This window comes from Streptomyces sp. NPDC002499, from assembly GCF_053595415.1.
The window spans coordinates 280,566-296,460 of sequence record NZ_JBSFXO010000014.1 but is presented as its reverse complement, the minus strand read 5'-3'; the positions used below and the strand labels follow the sequence as shown (position 1 = coordinate 296,460).

The window sequence follows — 15,895 nt, the reverse complement described above, 5'->3', positions numbered from 1 at the left end:
GAGAGGCTTTTCCCTTACGGGCGCCGCTACTTGAGGATCCTGGTGACCTGACCCGCGCCGACCGTCCGGCCGCCCTCGCGGATGGCGAACTTCAGCCCCTCCTCCATGGCGATCGGCTGGATCAGCTGCACGTTCATGGTCGTGTTGTCGCCCGGCATGACCATCTCGGTGCCCTTGGGCAGCGTCACCACGCCCGTCACGTCGGTCGTGCGGAAGTAGAACTGCGGACGATAGTTGTCGAAGAAGGGCGTGTGCCGGCCGCCCTCGTCCTTGGACAGGATGTAGGCGCGCGCCTCGAAGTCCTTGTGCGGGGTGACGGAGCCGGGCTGGATGACGACCTGGCCGCGCTCCACGTCCTCGCGCCTGACCCCGCGCAGCAGCAGTCCGACGTTCTCGCCGGCCCGGCCCTCGTCGAGCAGTTTGCGGAACATCTCGATGCCCGTGACCGTGGTCTTCGTCCTGGTGTCGTGGAAGCCGATGATCTCGACCTCGCGGTTGACGTGCAGCGTGCCGCGCTCGATCCGGCCGGTGACGACCGTGCCGCGACCGGTGATGGTGAACACGTCCTCGATCGGCATCAGGAACGGCTGGTCCACGTCCCGTACCGGCTCGGGCACGAACTCGTCGACGGCGCCCAGGAGTTCGAGCACGGAGGCGCTCCACTCCGGGTCCCCCTCCAGGGCCTTGAGCGCGGAGACCCGCACCACCGGGAGGTCGTCGCCGGGGAACTCGTACTCGCTGAGCAGTTCCCGGACCTCCAGTTCGACGAGCTCCAGGATCTCCTCGTCGTCGACCATGTCCGTCTTGTTGAGGGCGACGACGATGTACGGCACCCCCACCTGCCGGGCCAGCAGCACGTGTTCCTTGGTCTGCGGCATCGGTCCGTCGGTGGCCGCGACGACGAGGATCGCGCCGTCCATCTGGGCGGCCCCGGTGATCATGTTCTTGATGTAGTCCGCGTGGCCGGGGCAGTCGACGTGCGCGTAGTGCCGGCGCTCGGTCTGGTACTCCACATGGGCGATCGAGATCGTGATGCCCCGCTGGCGTTCCTCGGGTGCCTTGTCGATCTGGTCGAACGGCGTGTACGGGTTCAGCTCCGGGAACCGGTCGTGCAGCACCTTCGTGATGGCCGCCGTGAGCGTCGTCTTGCCGTGGTCGATGTGACCGATGGTGCCGATGTTCACATGAGGCTTCGTGCGCTCGAACTTCGCCTTGGCCACTGCAACCCCTCCTGAGCGTCGGTGTGCCGCCGAGCGTCGCTCCACTCCCTCATGTCTATTCGTTCGGCGGCGCGTCGAACAGGGCGCTGACCGACTCGCCGTTGTGAATGCGCCGCACGGCCTCGGCGAGGGCCGGCGCGATGGACAGGATCCGCAGCTTCTCCGTGCGCTCCTCCTCGGGCACCGGCACGGTGTTGGTGCAGACGATCTCCAGTACGTCCGGCTGCTCGCCGATCCGCTTGAGCGCCCCGTCCGCGAACAGGCCGTGCGTGCACGCCACTCGGATCGAGCGCGGCCCCAACTCCCGCAGCCGCTGGAGGAGTTCCAGCACCGTGCTGCCCTTGGCGATCTCGTCGTCCAGCACGATGACGTCCCGGCCCGCGACATCGCCGATGACGGAGCTGATCGACACCCGGTCGTCCGCGAACCGCTGCTTGGCGCCGGCCGCCACCTGGGCGCCGATCAACCGCGCGAACGCGGCGGCCTCCTTGGCGTTGCCGAGGTCCGGGGAGACCACGGTGGTCCGGGACAGGTCGTACTGCCGGAAATGCACGGCCAGTTCACGCAGGGCGTGCAGATGGTCGACCGGGACCGAGAAGAAGCCGTGCACCTGCGGTGCGTGCAGGGTCATGGCGAGGACGCGGCTGGCGCCCGCCGCCACCAGCAGGTCCGCGACCAGGCGGCCGCCGAGCGAGATGCGGGGCGCGTCCTTCTTGTCTGAGCGCGCGTAGGAGTAGTGCGGCATGACGACGCTGATCCGCCCCGCCGACGCCCCGCGCGCCGCGTCGCACATCAACAACAGCTCGACCAGGTGCTCCTGGACCGGCTTGACCAGCGGCTGGATGAGAAAGACGTCCCGTTCCCGGCAGTTGGCCTGGAGCTGTACCTCGAGACAGTCGTTGGCGAACCGGCTGACCCGGGTCGGGCTGAGCGGCACCCCGAGATGCGCGCAGACCTCCGCCGCCAGGTCGGGGTGGGCACTGCCGCTGAACACGGAGATGTCTCGCACGGTCCGCTCCTCGCATGATCGATCCGGGGGTCGCCTCATGCTACTGACCTCGAAAAACCTGTTGCGGACCGCCACCGGTGGTGGGCCAGGATGGTCCGGTCCGCCCTCCCCGACCTCAGGAGCTCCCATGCGCCGACTCCTCGGAATCCACCAGTGCCCCCATAGGCCCACGGTTCCTGAGGACTCGACCCCGCATGCACACCCTGAACATCGGCATCCTGGCCCACGTCGACGCCGGTAAGACCAGCCTCACCGAGCGCCTGCTCTTCGACCACGGAGCGATCGACCGGCTCGGCAGCGTCGACACCGGCGACACCCTGACGGACGACGGCGAGATCGAGCGCCGGCGCGGCATCACCATCCGCTCCGCCGTGGCCTCCTTCACCGTCGGCGACACCCGCATCAACCTCATCGACACCCCGGGCCACTCCGACTTCATCGCCGAGGTCGAGCGCGCCCTGGAGGTCCTCGACGGGGCGGTGCTGCTGCTGTCCGCCGTGGAGGGCGTCCAGGCGCAGACCCGCGTGCTCCTGCGCACCCTGCGCCGGCTCCGGCTGCCCACCCTCGTCTTCGTCAACAAGATCGACCGAGCGGGCGCCCGCGCCGACGGCCTGCTGGCCGACATCCGGCGCAGACTGACGCCGTACGTCGCACCGCTCGCGGACGTGACGGGCATCGGCACCGCCGACGCCCGCGTGACCGCCCGCCCGCCGAGGGATCCACGGCTGGCCGAGGCCCTCGCCGAGGTCGACCCGGAAGTCCTCGCGGCGGTCGTGGACGGCCCCGCGCCCACCCCGGACGACCTGCGCAAGGCCCTCGCCGCCCGTACCGCCGACGGCTCGTTCCACCCGGTCCTGTTCGGCTCGGCCCTCGGCGGCCAGGGCGTCACCGGACTCGTGGACAACATGCTCCGGCTGATCCCGCCCGCACCGGGAGCCGAGAGCACCGCACCACGCGGCACGGTGTTCGCCGTACGCCCGGGGCCCGGCGGGGCGCGGACGGCGTATCTGCGGTTGTACGACGGTGAGGTGACACCCCGTCAGCGGCTGACCTTCCTGCGACGGGAGGCCGACGGCCGGACCGTCGAGGTCTCCGGGCGGGTGAACCGCCTCGACGTGATCGGCGGAAGCGGTCCGCTGACCGCCGGGAACATCGCGGCGCTCACCGGCGTGAGCACCGTGCGCGTCGGCGACCGGCTCGGCGAACTCACCGACCGCGCACCGCAGTTCGCGCCGCCCACGCTGGAGACGCTGGTGCGGGCCAGGCGTCCGGAGGAGGCCGGGCGGCTGCGCGGTGCCCTGCTCACGCTCGCCGACCAGGACCCGCTGATCCATGCCCGGCCCGCGGGGCCCGACGCCACCGCGCTGCTCCTGTACGGCGAGGTCCAGATGGAGGTGCTCGGGGCGACGCTCGTCCAGGACTTCGGTATCGAGGCCGACTTCGCGCCGGGCCGGGTCCGGTTGCTGGAGCGGCCGGCCGGGGTCGGCGAGGCGGTCGAGGAGCTGCCGTGGCACGACCGCACGCGCTACTGGGCGACGATCGGGCTCCGGGTGGAGCCGGAACCGCGGGGCACCGGCGGGGTGTTCGGCTACGACACGGAGCTCGGCGCGCTCCCCCGCGCCTTCCACCAGGCCATCGAGGAGACCGTGCATGTGAGCATGGGCGCCGGACTGTCCGGCGCGGCCGTCACGGACTACCGGGTCACCCTGATCCGGTCGGGCTTCGTCGGGCCGCTCAGCACGGCCGCCGACTTCCGCGGGCTCACCCCGATCGTGCTGCGCCGTGCCCTGGAGCGGGCGGGGACCCGGCTGTACGAGCCGTACCACGCGTTCGAGGCGGAGGTCCCGCCGGACTCGCTGGCGCCGGTGACCGCGCGGCTCGCCTCGTGCGGGGCGGAGTTCACCGGGACCACGGGCGGGTCCGCCTCCTGGCTGATCTCCGGCGAGCTGCCGGCCCGGCGGCTGCGCGAGATCGAGCTGGCACTGCCCGGGCTCACCCACGGCGAGGGCGTGTGGTGGACGCGGCTCTCCGGCGACCGGGAACTGCCCCCGCGCAGGTAGACGGGGGTGCACCCGCCGGTGCGCCCCCTGTGCCTCGGGCATGTGTCCCGAAACGGCAACAGGGCGGTCTGACAAGGCTTTTGGGGGGCATCCGGTGACTAGGAAGGAGGGCCGTCACCATGACGACTCCCATCAGGCGCGTGTCCCGGCGGATGCCGGGCTGGGTCAAAGCGGTGTGCGCCGTAGTGCTGGTGATCGCGGTGTTCTTCATCGGGGTCACGCTGAGTGTGATCCCCGGTCTCAAGGACCTGTTCGGCACGGAGACGCACGACCGCACGGGACCCACCCTGCTGCAGTCCATCCAGGACATGAGCCGCTACGACGCCGCGTCCGGCAACTTCCAGGTCGTCGTGGACCTGGAGAAGGACACCAAGTACCTGCCCGACGCGATCCGCGGCTCCCGTGTCCTGTACGTGGGCGCGGGCACCGTCGACGCCTATGTCGACCTCGGCAAGGTCGGCAAGGACGACGTGACGGTCAACGAGGACCGCACGTCCGCCACGCTCAACCTGCCGCACGCGGCCCTGGGCAAGCCCGCCCTGAACCCGGACCGCTCCTACGCCGTGTCCAAACAGCGCGGACTCCTCGACCGGCTCGGCGATTTCTTCTCGGACAACCCCAACAGCGAACAGGCCGTGCAGAAACTCGCGGTCAAGCACATCGGCGACGCGGCCAAGGACAGCGGCCTGACCAAGCGCGCCGAGACCAACACCACCGACATGCTCGAGGGTCTGCTGCACTCCCTCGGCTTCAAGGTCGTGCACGTCACCTTCGCATCCTGATCCGCACCGGATCGGGGTCGGCGCACGGCATCGTCGGGGAGTTCGCGGGTATCCGCCCTTCCACATCAGCACGTTCAAGACCGGAGGACTGAATGGCCCGGACCGTCGTACGACCGCGCGCCGGCTGGCGTCTGCGTTCCGCCAAGACAGAGGGCGAGGAGCAGCCGGCCACCGTCGAACGGCATGTCGTGCCCTTCCCGATCCGCTTCCTGGCGATGCTGTGCGCCTTCGCGTTCATGGTGGCCTTCGCCGTCGTGCTGGCCCGGCTGACACTGGAGCCGTCGCCCGCCTCGACGGCTCTGGTGCACACCAATCTCCACCCGGGCCGCTCGCTCAAGGCCTATCTCGACCAACCCGCCCTGCGGGACGCCGTCAAGCAGATCGGCGGCAACATCGTCCTAGGCATCCCGTTCGGCATCCTCATCCCCGTCCTGGCGCCCAAGGCCCGCGGGCTGCTGCGCGTGCTCCTGCTGACGGCCGTCGTCATGCTCCTGGTGGAGTTCGCCCAGGGCGCGTTGATCACCGGCCGTGCCTTCGACATCGACGACGTCATCCTCAACACCAGTGGCGCGCTGATCGGTTACCTCCTGCTGGGCCGCCGGATGGGCCGCGTCGTGCACGCCCGCAAGCGCCAGCCGCGCAAGGTGCGGTCCGCTGAGCGGAAAGCCGAGAAGGAGAAGTCGGCGAAGGCGTCCAAGGGCGCCTAGCCCTCCGACGTGCGGGGGAACGGAATCCAGCCGTCCGGGGTTCTTGATTGTCGATAGTTGGTCCGTACCTAGCTATTGACTCACCCTTTTCTCACTCCTTAAATCAACAGGCGACGCCTTCACCCCCCACCCCGGTCGGCCCACCTGTGTGCTCGACCGCCGTACGGAAGGACAGAGACGTGGCCTCCCCACGCCTGCTCCGCAGATGCCTGTTCGCCGCCTTGTCCGCCGTGCTGGTCGCGTCCGCCGCGACCGGTGCGGCGCACGCGGATCCATCCGATGTCTCCGCCTCCGACGTCTCCGCAGCCGCGGTGGTCTTCAACGACACCTTCGACGGTGCCGCCGGCAGCGCCGTGAACTCCTCCAGGTGGTCGCTGGAGACCGGCGACAACGTCAACAACCACGAGCGCCAGTACTACACGTCCGGCACCAACAACGCGGCCCTGGACGGCCAGGGTCACCTGGTGATCACGGCCAAGAAGGAGAACCCGGCCAACTACCAGTGTTGGTACGGCACTTGTCAGTACACCTCGGCCCGGATGAACACCTCCGGGAAGTTCAGCGCGCAGTACGGCCATGTCGAGTCCCGCATGAAGATTCCGCGCGGGCAGGGCATGTGGCCCGCGTTCTGGATGCTCGGCACCGACATCGGCTCGGTCGGCTGGCCCAACTCGGGTGAGATCGACGTCATGGAGAACGTCGGCTTCGAGCCCTCCACGGTCCACGGCACCATCCACGGCCCCGGCTACTCCGGCTCGGCCGGCATAGGCGCGGGCTACACCCTGTCGAACGGCCAGGCCTTCGCGGACGCCTTCCACACCTTCGCGGTCGACTGGGCGCCCAACTCGATCAAGTGGTCGGTCGACGGCGTCGTCTACCAGACCCGCACGCCCGCCGACGTGGGCGGCAACACCTGGGCGTTCAACAAGCCGTTCTTCCTGATCCTCAACCTCGCGGTCGGCGGCTACTGGCCCGGCGACCCCAACAGCTCCACGGCCTTCCCGGCCCAGCTGGTGGTGGACTCGGTGTCGGTGACCACGAGCGACACGCCGCCCACCGGCGGCGGGGCGATCCGCGGCCTGGCCGGCAAGTGCGTGGACGTCGCCGGAGCCAACTCCGCCAACGGCACCCCCGTACAGCTCTACGACTGCAACGGCTCCTCGGCCCAGCAGTGGACCGTGGGCTCCGACGGCACGATCCGCGCGCTCGGCAAGTGCCTGGACGTGAACGCCGGCGGCACCGCCGACGGCACCAAGGTCCAGCTCTACGACTGCAACGGCTCCAACGCCCAGAAGTGGGCCGTCAGTTCGGCCAACGACATCGTCAACCCACAGGCCAACAAGTGCCTGGACGTCACCGGCAACAACTCGGCCAACGGCACCCCGCTGCAGATCTGGACCTGCGGGGGCGGCGCCAACCAGAAGTGGACGGTCGGCTGAGCCGTAGCCGATCGCTCGTAGCGCCTGATCCGCCGGTCAGGTCCTAGCGCAGCCGCCAGGTGAACTTGTCGCCGCCGACCCACCGCACCACGTCCGGATCGTCCATGTCATGGACCGTGATGCCGAAGACGGCGGCGACTTCCAGTACGTCGGTCACCGCTTTCGCCTCGGCGACCACCAGACCGTCGATCTCCACGATCCGGAACGGCGGTGTGCCCGGTTGCACGCCGAGAACCAGGATCCTCGGGTGGGAGATGTGCGGGCTCGCGATTTCGGTCATGCAATAGAGCGTAGAGCTCATTCCGAAGTCGCGAACCTGCTGATTCGTCCCCCTCGGAGGTCGCCGTGGATCCCCTGGACGCACTGGACCGGATCTCCTTCCTGCTGGAGCGGTCCCTGGCGCCGACCTACCGCGTCCGCGCCTTCCGCGGCGCCGCCCGGGTCCTGGCGGAGCTGCCCGCGGACGAGGTCCGCGAGCGGGCGGCCGCCGGGACGCTGGAGTCCCTGAAGGGCATCGGCCCCAAGACGGCCCAGGTGGTGCGTGAGGCGCTCGCCGGACAGGTGCCGGAGTACCTCGCGAAACTGGAACGGGCCGAGCCCGAACCGCGCCCTTCTGGCGGGGAACGGCTGCGGGCGCTGCTGCGCGGGGACTGCCATCTGCACTCCGACTGGTCGGACGGCGGCAGCCCGATCGAGGAGATGGCGCGGACGGCGGCCCGTCTCGGGCACGACTGGGCGGTGCTCACCGACCACTCCCCCCGGCTGACCGTGGCCCGCGGTCTGTCCCCCGAACGGCTGCGCGAGCAGTTGGACGTGGTGGCGGCGCTGAACGAGACCTGGGCGCCGTTCCGGCTGCTCACCGGGATCGAGTGCGACATCCTCGACGACGGCTCCCTGGACCAGGAGCCGGAGCTGCTGGAGCGCCTCGACGTGGTCGTGGTCTCGGTGCACTCGAAGCTGCGCATGGACGCCCGCGCGATGACCCGCCGCATGGTGGCCGCCGTACGGAATCCGCACGCGGACATCCTCGGGCACTGCACGGGGCGGTTGATCATCGGGCGCGACGGGGGTTCCGCGCGGCCGGAGTCGCAGTTCGACGCGGACGCGGTGTTCGCCGCGTGCGCCGAGTCGGGCACGGCCGTGGAGATCAACAGCCGCCCGGAGCGGCTGGACCCGCCGAGACGACTGCTGCGACGGGCCGTCGACGCCGGGGTGCTGTTCTCGATCGACACCGACGCGCACGCGCCCGGCCAGCTGGACTGGCAGATCCTCGGCTGCGCGCGGGCGGAGGAGTGCGCGGTGCCCGCCGAGCGGGTGGTGAACACCTGGTCCGCCGAGGCGCTGCTGGCCTGGACCCGGGAGCGGTGACACAGGTCACCCCGGATCCGGGCACGGGCAGGAACACCACGGGGAGGTTGCCCGTTGAACAACACGTGGGTGTGGATGGGACAGTGTCCCCGGGCCTCACCTTTTGCCCACAGGGACGATCGTTCGGCTGAAGCCCTGTGGAGCCTTTCGCCGAGAGGCGACCGCCATCCGCGCCCACACCTTGACCGCCCCGACCGTGATTCCCCCGTCCGGTCGGGGCTTCCCCATGTCCGGGGCCGGTCGCGCGGCAGTGTCCGGTGCGGTCGCGCGGGTTCCGCTTGACTTCGAGAGCACTCCAATCCGTAGCGTTTCGGACATGACCACTGCACAGCACAGGATCGGATCCGGTTTCGGCGCCACCTCCACCGCCGACGAGGTCCTCAAGGACATCGACCTGACCGGAAAGCTCGCGATCGTCACCGGTGGCTACTCGGGCCTCGGTCTGGAGACCACCCGCTCGCTCACCGCCGCGGGCGCCCACGTCGTCGTCCCCGCGCGCCGCAGGGCGACCGCCGAGGAGGCCCTGGCGGGCTTCGACGGCGTCGAGGTGGACGAGCTGGACCTCGGGGACCAGGAGAGCGTGCGCGGCTTCGCGGAGCGCTTCCTGGCCACCGGCCGCACCATCGACATCCTCATCGGCAGCGCCGGGATCATGGCCTGCCCGGAGACGCGCGTCGGACCCGGCTGGGAGGCCCAGTTCGCGACGAACCACCTGGGCCACTACGCCCTCGTCAACCGCCTGTGGCCCGCGATCGAGCCCGGCGGCGCCCGCGTCGTCTCCGTCTCCTCCCGCGGCCACCACGCCGCCGGCATGCGCTGGGACGACGTCCAGTGGACGCACGGCTACGACAAGTGGGAGGCATATGGCCAGGCCAAGACCGCCAACGTCCTGTTCGCCGTCCACCTCGACCGGCTCGGCCGCGACGCCGGCGTCCGCGCGTTCTCGCTCCACCCGGGCGGCATCCTGACACCCCTCCAGCGGCACCTGCCCCAGCAGGAGATGATCGACCGCGGCTGGATCGACGAGAACGGCAAGCCGCTCAACCCGGAGGGCTTCAAGTCCCCGGAGCAGGGCGCGGCCACCCAGGTATGGGCGGCCACCTCACCCCGGCTGGACGGTCTCGGCGGCGTCTACCTGGAGGACTGCGACATCGCCGAGCCCGCCCCGGCGGACGACGAGCGGGTCGGCGTGAAGGCCTGGGCGACCGACCCCGAGCAGGCGGCCCGCCTGTGGGACCTGTCGGCGGAGCTGACCGGCGTGAACGCGTTCGCGGTCTGACGACCTTCGTGGTCTGACAACAGGGGTCAGTGGCCTCCGCCGTCATGCTCCGCGTCGGCTCAGCCGGGCGACTCCTCCGGCGCCGGGTGCTCCGGGTGGACGGTCGCGGAGCGCGGGTCGCCCTGGCGGCCCGCGCCCGCCTCGTCGGCATCGGGTACGTCCTCGGCGGCGGCGTCGCCCCAGGCGTCCACGCCCGGGGCCGCCTCCCAGGGGTCCTCACCCTCGCGCGCCTGCTGGTCGGGCAGATCCCGCGGTACGGGCTCGCTGTCCTGACCTTTGTGGTCTTCGTCGGCCACGGTGCACTCCTTCGGTCGTCCGAAGGACGCGGGTACCTGCACGGCGGCCTGCCGAAACCTCAGTGCGGGGCGCGGTCCTCCAGTGCGGTGCGCCAGGCGGGGGCCGGGCCCTCGGGTTCCGGCTCGACGCGTCGGCCGCCCCGGGCGAAGAAGTCGGCGAGCGGCAGGATCGCCGCACCGACGGTGACCGCGTCCGGACCGAGCAGACCGAGTTCGACGGTCACCTTGTCCGCCGGATAGCGCAGTGCGTACGACATCGCGTGCCGACGTACGGCGGGCAGGAAGCGGGAGCCCAGCTGGAGCCCCGCCCAGCCGCCGATCAGGATGCGCTCGGGCTGGAAGAGGTTGATCAGGTCGGAGAGGCCCGCGCCCAGGTACTCGGCGGTCTCCTCAAGGACCGCGAGAGCCACCGGGTCGGCCGCCGTGCCCTCGGCCGGGTAGGCGGCGGCGAGCATCGCGGTCATCGCGGTCTCCTCGTCGGTGCCCTCGGGAAGCCGGCCGCCCTCGTCGCGCCACCGGTCCAGCAGGGACTCGGCGCCCGCGTAGGCCTCCAGGCAGCCGAGCGCACCGCAGCGGCACCGGCGCCCCCGCACCCGTACCGTCAGATGCCCCCACTCGACCGCGCGGCCGTGCTCCACCTCTGGGGTGACCAGGCAGGCGCCGACGCCGGAGCCGAACAGGACCACGACCGCGTTGCGGGCGCCGCGTCCGCCGCCGAACCACATCTCGGCCTGGCCGAGGGTCTTGGCGCCGTTGTCGATGAAGTACGGGACGGTGTCCGGGAGTTGAGAGGTGGAGCGGAGCAGGCTCTCCAGCGGGACCGCGTCCCAGCCGATGGTCTGCCCGTGTACGACGGCCCCCTGCTCCGGGGTGCGTTCGACGATGCCGGGAACGCCGATGCCGACGCCGAGCAGCTGCTCGGGGCCGATGCCCGCGGCCGCGAGCACCTCGTCGACGCCGTCGCGGATGTGGCCGACGATCACCTCGACCTCGTAGCGCTGCTTCGCCAACGGGCGTTCGGCGCGGGCGAGTTCGGTGAGAGTGAGGTCGAACAGCTCGATGCGCACCCGGGTTTCGCCGACGTCCACGCCGATCATGTGGCCGCTGCCGGGGGCGACCCGCAGCAGGGTGCGGGGGCGGCCGCCGTCCGAGTCGACGCTGCCGGCCTCCTCGACCAGTCCGTCGGCTATCAGGTCCGCGACCACATTGCTCACCGAACCGGAACTGAGGCCGGTCGCCGGGCCGAGCTCGAAACGGCTGAGGGGTCCGTCGAAGTAGAGCCGCTGGAGCACGGCCGTGCGGTTGGCCCGCCTGAGGTCCCGCACCGTTCGCCCGTTGCGCCCCGCCATGTGGCTCCCTTCTAACCCGGTTCGACCTGCAACATACCCCTCGGGACAGGGCCTGCGCGACTTTCTGACAACCCTTAGTTCACGTAGTGAGGTAAGACGAGTGGAAAGTCAGGACCTGGTGGACAGCTCCTCGATATGGTCCAGCGCCGCCACGAGTTCCGGAGCGACCGCTTCCTGGACCCAGCTGTCGGGTCCGGTGTCCCCGCCGCGCGGGACCACTTCCGTCAGCATGATCAGGTAGAGGTAGGCGCGGTAGAGCGCGAGCCGCAGCAGTGCGGGGACGTCGAACTCGGCCCGGCCGCCCGCCTCCCGGTAGCCCGCGAGGAACGCCTCGTCCTTCCTGATGTCACCCAGCAGCGCCAACGAGACGAAGTCCGCGAGGGGGTCGCCCCAGAACATGCGCTCCCCGTCGATCAGCCCGCCGATGCTCGCCCAGGGCGTCGAGCGGTCCACCAGGATGTTGCCCGGCCAGAGGTCGAAGTGGACCAGGCTCGGGACGGTGACCTCGTCGAGCGCGTCGTACGCGGTCCGCAGCGTCCGGGCGATCTCGTCGACGGGCCGGGGCAGTCGGGGCCGGTAGCGCCGGGCGTCGTCGAGGACGGCGTCGAGCATGCCGGTCAAGGCCGCCCGCCATTCGGGGGCGAGCGGGCCGAGGGCGCCGGACGGATAGCCGAAGCCCGGCCCTGTGACGCGGTGCAGGCGGGCCACCAGACGGCCCAACTCCGTGCGCAGGTCCACCTGTTCGTCCGCGTGGAGCGAGTCGCCCCAGGGCTCGCCGGGGCAGACGGTCATGAGCAGCCACGGCCCGCCGGCCGCCACGACCCGCGGGGCCGGTACGTCCACGTGCGCCGCCCCCTCGTAGAACTCCGCTTCGGAGACGAGGAGTCGGCGCTCGTGGCGCAGGCCTTCGGCGTCGGGGGCGACCTTGAGGATGTAGCGGGCGCCGTCGGTGAGTCGGAGGTCCTCGACGGAGTTGTAGGTGCCGCCCGTCAGGGGGGTGAGGCGGGCGAGGCGTTCGGGCGGGATGCCGGCCGCCTCGAGTACGCGTCGGGCTCGCTCCCAGGTGTCCGTCACTGTGCGCCCACCCCTCCCCGTTCGGTTCAGCCGGCGGCGTACACGTCCTCGACGTACCGTCCGTCCGTGATCAGCCCGTTGATCCAGTTGTCGGCAGCCGCTCCGTCCGCACCGGACGTGCGGTTGCGGTACAGGGTACGGAACGCGTCCCGTACACCGGGTGCCATACGTGATCCGTCGCCGCAGACCAGGACACGGGCCCCGGCGTCGAGCAGGTCCCAGACCTCGTCGGCCTCGGCGGCGATGCGGTGCTGCACATAGGTCACGCCACCCTCCGGAACCGCGCTGAAGGCCGGGCGGAGGGAGACGGCTCCGGCGGTCTCGGCGGCGCGCAGTTCCTCGGCGTGCAGGAAGTCGGCGTCGGGCGCGTCACAGCCGAAGTAGCAGAGCGCCGGGGCGAGTTCGGTGCCGGTGGCGCGGGTGGCCGTGCGGTCGGCGACGGCGCCGCGGAAGGGAGCGAGGCCGGTGCCGGCCGCCACCATGATCAGCGGCGTCGAGGTGTCGCCGGGGTCGATACGGAAGGCCTCCCGGCAGGGCTGGATCCGGGCGTACAGCGTGTCGCCGGGCTCGATGTCGGCGAGATAGCCCGACCCCGTGCCCCGGTAGACGCCGTTGCCGGAGCGGGCGGGCGCCTCCAGCAGGGACACCATCAGGTCGACGTGGGCGGGGTCGACGACGGGCGAGGAGGAGACGGAGTAGTGGCGGGGGCGCAGCGGGGTGAGGATCTCCAGGAGCTGCGGCCAGGTCAGGGCGGAACGCAGCGCGGGGTGGTCCTCGATCACCTCGACCAAGGTGCGCGGGTCGTCGCCGGCGAGGGCGGCCAGGGCGGCCTTCTCGGGCGGGCAGGGATTCGCGGCGGCGAGCGCGGCCACCTGCGCCGGGGTCGGGCGCTCCTGCAACTCGACGTGGTGCGCGAGCAGTTGACGTACCGTCAAAGGCCGGTCGATCGCGAGTCCATCGCGGCGCGGGCGGGTGGCGCGGATGTCCAGGACCTCGTCCGGGTCGACGCCGAGTGCGGTGGCGGCACGGGCGACGAGGGCCGGGGAGTTGACGGGCAGGACGGTGAGGTGGTCGGCCGTGCGGTAGGCGGTGCCGTCCGGGAGGGCCACGCGGACCAGGCGCTTGCGGCGCGGGTGTCCCGGGGCGGTGAGGTCGCGGGCCTCGGTGACGGTCATGGGGACGAGTCCGTGCCGTTCGGCGAGGGCGTCCAGGGGACCGCCGGTCAGGGTGCGGACCTCGTAGGCGCTCGCGGGTTCATGGCCGGTCGGGTCGGCGGTGGCGTCCGGGTCGCCGTACTTCTCCAGCAGGGCCGTGCGCAGCCGGGTTGTGAACTCCCGTACCGCGCCGCTGAGATCGCCGGAGGCGTCGGCGGCTCCGCGGTCGATCAGGCGAACGGCGCCCAGTTCGGCGAGGCGTTCGTCGATCCGGGTAGGGAACTGCTGGTAGGTGGCGGCCCAGTTGCGGTCGCCGACACCGAGGACGGCGTAGCTGACGTCCGTCAGGTCGTGGGTGTCCTCCAGCCAGGCGGCGAAGGCGGTGGCGTCGTCGGTGGGGCGGCCGTTGTAGGAGGCGGCGGTGATGACGACGGGCCGGTCGGTGGGCAGGTCGCCGCTGAAGGCATCGAGGGACGCGACCTCCGTCTCGCAGCCCAACTCGGCTGCCTCGTCGGCGAGTCGGGCGGCGAACTCACGGCAGGTGCCGTAGTTGCTGCCGTGCAGGAAGAGGGCGCGGGTGCCGGGGCGGACGCGGGCGGGAAGGGTGTCCGGCGCGGAGACGGCTTCCGAAACCGCACGAGCTACGCCGGGCAGCGGGCCGTGCGCCCGGTCGCCGGACGTGCGCGGAGTCAACTTCAGGGTGAAGCCCTCGGGCTTGAGGGTGAGGGTCTCCTTCACCTGGAGCGCGTAGTCGGCGTGGTCGTGCAGCCGGTAGCGGTGGACCAGCATGGCCAGCAGCATGGTCGCCTCGTGCAGCGCGAACTGCCGCCCGATACAGGCGCGTTCACCGGTACCGAAGGGCTTGAAGGCATGCACCGGGCGTGCCTCCTCCGCCTCCGGGGTGAACCGGGCGGGGTCGAACAGCTCGGGGTTGTCGCCCCAGACGGGCTGCCGGTGCAGCATCGGCGCCAGCACGGTGACGGCCTGCCCGGCACGCAGCGGGATCCGGCCGCCGAGCAGCGTGTCGGCCAGTGCGTGCCGGCTGAAGGCGGCGGCCGTCGGCCACAGCCGCAGCGCCTCGTTGAGCACCTGCCGGGTGTACGTCAGCCTGCCGACCTCCTCGTACGTCGGCTCGGGGTCGGCCTGGTCACCCCAGAGCGCGTCGACCTCGCGCTGGACGAGTCGCAGCGCGGTCGGGTCCTTGGCGAGGTGGTACAGCGCGAAGGACATCGCACCGGAGGTCGTCTCGTGCCCGGCGATCAGGAAGGTGATGACCTGGTTGCGGATGTTGGCGGTGTCGAGCGTGCTGCCGTCGGCCGGGTGGCGGGCGGTGAGCATGAGCCCGAGCAGGTCATCGGCGTCTGGTTGATCGGTGCCGGTGCGGGAGGCGATCACGTCGTCGACGACCTGGGCGAGGTAGTCGGCGTCGTCCCGGAAGGCCGCGTCGGCGGCGGAGTGGTCCTGGCCCGGGGTGCGCGCGAGCCGGTTCATGCTCCACTCCAGGCAGCGGACCATCGCCTCGACGAACGGATGGGCCTCGTCCCGCCCGAACGACCCGAAGTCGTAGCCGAACCCGGCGAGGCCGATGGTGTCGAGGGTCATCCGGGTCATGTCGTCGGGCACGTTCACCGCCTGCCCGGCACCGGCGGCCCGGTCCCAGGAGGCGACGAGCCGACGGGCCACCTCCAGCATCACGGGGTGATAGGTACGCATCGAGCCCAGTGCGAAGGCCGGCATCAGGATGTCGTGCGCCTTGGCCCAGTTGGGCTCGTCGTTGTACGCCGTGAACAGTCCGTCGGCGGCGAACTCCCGGACGTTCTCCAGGGCCGGCCCGACATGCTTGGCGAACCGCTTCTCGTCGGCAAGGTCGGCCACCAGATCGAGATCACCGACGAACAGGGTCTCCCGCCCGTGCAGCCGCCGCACCAGTACGGGCCCGTGCTCCCGCATGAGAGCCATGACCTGCTGGATCGGCGTGTGTCCGGGTCCGGTGGCGGTGATGTCGACGACGGGGACGCCGGGGTGGGTGTCGGTGGACTGGGGTGTGTGGGGGTGCAGCGCGGTGGGGGGCATGGCGCGACAACTGCCTTTCGCGGTACGGGAGTACTGCGATCCAGGTTGGTCCAGGTGGGGCCGGGTCCTGTGCTGCCGCACTACA

13 protein-coding genes are annotated in these 15,895 nt (G+C 71.1%); 6 read left to right on the top strand and 7 right to left on the bottom strand.

Going from position 1 to position 15,895, the window contains the following annotated elements; translation table 11 throughout:
* Nucleotides 1-26: 26 nt before the first annotated feature.
* Nucleotides 27-1,220, bottom strand: a complete 1,194-nt coding sequence (tuf, locus tag ACWD5F_RS36520) for an elongation factor Tu (protein ID WP_401710712.1) — start codon at nucleotides 1,218-1,220, stop codon at nucleotides 27-29.
* A 55-nt stretch (nucleotides 1,221-1,275) separates the two neighbouring features.
* A complete protein-coding gene (locus ACWD5F_RS36515; RefSeq protein ID WP_401710714.1) occupies nucleotides 1,276-2,229 on the bottom strand; it encodes a ribose-phosphate diphosphokinase in 954 nt (317 codons plus the stop codon).
* Between the two features lie 194 nt (nucleotides 2,230-2,423).
* Between ACWD5F_RS36515 and otr(A) the strand changes: the two genes are divergently transcribed.
* The 4 genes from otr(A) to ACWD5F_RS36495 all read left to right on the top strand — a co-directional run bounded on the left by otr(A) (nucleotide 2,424) and on the right by ACWD5F_RS36495 (nucleotide 7,217).
* Complete coding sequence (gene otr(A), locus ACWD5F_RS36510) at nucleotides 2,424-4,289, top strand: tetracycline resistance ribosomal protection protein Otr(A) (RefSeq protein ID WP_451260607.1); 1,866 nt, start codon at nucleotides 2,424-2,426, stop codon at nucleotides 4,287-4,289.
* A gap of 119 nt (nucleotides 4,290-4,408) precedes the next feature.
* Complete coding sequence (locus ACWD5F_RS36505; RefSeq protein WP_401710719.1) at nucleotides 4,409-5,071, top strand: DUF4230 domain-containing protein; 663 nt, start codon at nucleotides 4,409-4,411, stop codon at nucleotides 5,069-5,071.
* 92 nt (nucleotides 5,072-5,163) lie between these two features.
* Entirely contained in the window at nucleotides 5,164-5,778 is a 615-nt protein-coding gene (locus tag ACWD5F_RS36500; protein WP_451260606.1) for a VanZ family protein, read from the top strand.
* Between the two features lie 179 nt (nucleotides 5,779-5,957).
* Nucleotides 5,958-7,217, top strand: coding sequence for a lectin (locus ACWD5F_RS36495; RefSeq protein WP_451260605.1), 1,260 nt, complete (start codon nucleotides 5,958-5,960; stop codon nucleotides 7,215-7,217).
* Between the two features lie 43 nt (nucleotides 7,218-7,260).
* Here the strand turns inward: ACWD5F_RS36495 and ACWD5F_RS36490 are convergent, their stop codons facing one another.
* Nucleotides 7,261-7,497 carry a hypothetical protein gene (locus ACWD5F_RS36490; protein WP_123996268.1) on the bottom strand — a complete coding sequence of 79 codons (237 nt, stop codon included), beginning with the start codon at nucleotides 7,495-7,497 and terminating at the stop codon, nucleotides 7,261-7,263.
* 65 nt (nucleotides 7,498-7,562) lie between these two features.
* On the opposite strand from ACWD5F_RS36490, the gene ACWD5F_RS36485 reads away from it, so the two are divergent.
* Entirely contained in the window at nucleotides 7,563-8,585 is a 1,023-nt protein-coding gene (locus ACWD5F_RS36485) for a PHP domain-containing protein (RefSeq protein ID WP_451260604.1), read from the top strand.
* Nucleotides 8,586-8,901: 316 nt separating this feature from the next.
* Complete coding sequence (locus ACWD5F_RS36480) at nucleotides 8,902-9,864, top strand: SDR family NAD(P)-dependent oxidoreductase (RefSeq protein WP_451260603.1); 963 nt, start codon at nucleotides 8,902-8,904, stop codon at nucleotides 9,862-9,864.
* Between the two features lie 59 nt (nucleotides 9,865-9,923).
* Here the strand turns inward: ACWD5F_RS36480 and ACWD5F_RS36475 are convergent, their stop codons facing one another.
* The 4 genes from ACWD5F_RS36475 to ACWD5F_RS36460 all read right to left on the bottom strand — a co-directional run bounded on the left by ACWD5F_RS36475 (nucleotide 9,924) and on the right by ACWD5F_RS36460 (nucleotide 15,810).
* Nucleotides 9,924-10,160, bottom strand: a complete 237-nt coding sequence (locus tag ACWD5F_RS36475; RefSeq protein ID WP_451260602.1) for a hypothetical protein — start codon at nucleotides 10,158-10,160, stop codon at nucleotides 9,924-9,926.
* Nucleotides 10,161-10,219: 59 nt separating this feature from the next.
* Nucleotides 10,220-11,509 (bottom strand): ROK family transcriptional regulator, encoded by a 1,290-nt coding sequence (locus tag ACWD5F_RS36470; RefSeq protein WP_451260601.1) that lies wholly within the window; start codon nucleotides 11,507-11,509, stop codon nucleotides 10,220-10,222.
* Nucleotides 11,510-11,617: 108 nt separating this feature from the next.
* Nucleotides 11,618-12,583, bottom strand: coding sequence for a phosphotransferase family protein (locus ACWD5F_RS36465; RefSeq protein WP_451260600.1), 966 nt, complete (start codon nucleotides 12,581-12,583; stop codon nucleotides 11,618-11,620).
* 26 nt (nucleotides 12,584-12,609) lie between these two features.
* Nucleotides 12,610-15,810, bottom strand: a complete 3,201-nt coding sequence (locus tag ACWD5F_RS36460; RefSeq protein ID WP_451260599.1) for a bifunctional cytochrome P450/NADPH--P450 reductase — start codon at nucleotides 15,808-15,810, stop codon at nucleotides 12,610-12,612.
* Nucleotides 15,811-15,895: the final 85 nt, after the last annotated feature.